The organism is Paraburkholderia sp. J69-1, from assembly GCF_905220255.1.
Lineage (GTDB): Bacteria > Pseudomonadota > Gammaproteobacteria > Burkholderiales > Burkholderiaceae > Paraburkholderia.
In genome coordinates this window covers 1-915 of record NZ_CAJMZG010000072.1, presented here as the reverse complement: position 1 = coordinate 915, position 915 = coordinate 1, and the positions used below count along the sequence as shown (strand labels likewise).

Sequence of the window (915 nt, the reverse complement as noted above, 5' to 3'; positions counted from 1 at the left end):
AGAAGCTGTTGCGAAATTAGTTATGCATTGGCTTGAGACGAGTCCAGCAAATCATGGCGCACGCCAAAGAGAGAAAGGCTTCATGCACATGGGCGTAACGTTCGTAGCGAACCTTCAGGCGTCGGAACGAGTGAAGCCATGCAATCGAGCGCTCGACTGGCCAGCGTGTTTTGCCCAGACCACTGCCATGAGGCGCGCCAATCTTTGCGAGCACTGGCGTAATGCCGCGCTCTCTCAAACGCTGCCGGTGCGGTTCCGAGCTGTAGCCCCGGTCGCCCTGAACGATTTTCGGTTTGTGCAGTGGACGTCCTCGCTTGCCGCGAATGTTTGGAATGGCATCGACGAGTGCATCAAGCTGAGTGACGTCGTGACGGTTCGCCCCGGTCAGGATGACCGCGAGCGGGATGCCTTTCGCGTCGACAATGAGGTGGTGTTTGCTGCCGAGCTTGCGCCGGTCCGTGGGATTCGGGCCGGTTTTTTTCCCGCCAGCATCGCGCGGATAGACGAACTGTCGACAAGCGCTCGCGATAGGTCGATTTCGCCACGACGACGCAGTTCGGCCAGCAACGTTTCGTGGATACGTTGCCAGACTCCGGCTTCTTGCCATGCAACGAGTCGTCGCCAGCAGGCGGTGCCCGAACCGCATCCCATCTCCTGGGGGAGTAGATTCCACGCAATGCCCGAGCGCAACACAAACACGATGCCGGTTAGAACGGCTCGATCGGGTGTCGGCTTTCGACCGGCATATTGGCGATTGCGCGGCGCACGCGCAGGCAGCAGCGGTTCGATGAGTGACCACAATTCGTCGTCTATCAGTTCTTTAGGCATTGCTTCCTGTCAGGCAAAACAAGACAGAAAGTTAACATCAAGTCGGAGAAGTTAACAGCCCTAAAAATTAATTTCGCAACAGCTTCT

Annotated in this window: 1 protein-coding gene; it reads right to left on the bottom strand. The window is 57.2% G+C overall.

All coding sequences use genetic code 11. The annotated features are described in order from the left end of the window. Nucleotides 1-16: 16 nt before the first annotated feature. Nucleotides 17-828 (bottom strand): IS5 family transposase gene (locus tag U5A67_RS40405; protein ID WP_321818828.1). Its coding sequence is split into 2 segments (ribosomal slippage): nt 17-489 and nt 489-828, totalling 813 coding nucleotides; the frame shifts between segments, so codons are not numbered across the junction. Nucleotides 829-915 lie beyond the last annotated feature (87 nt).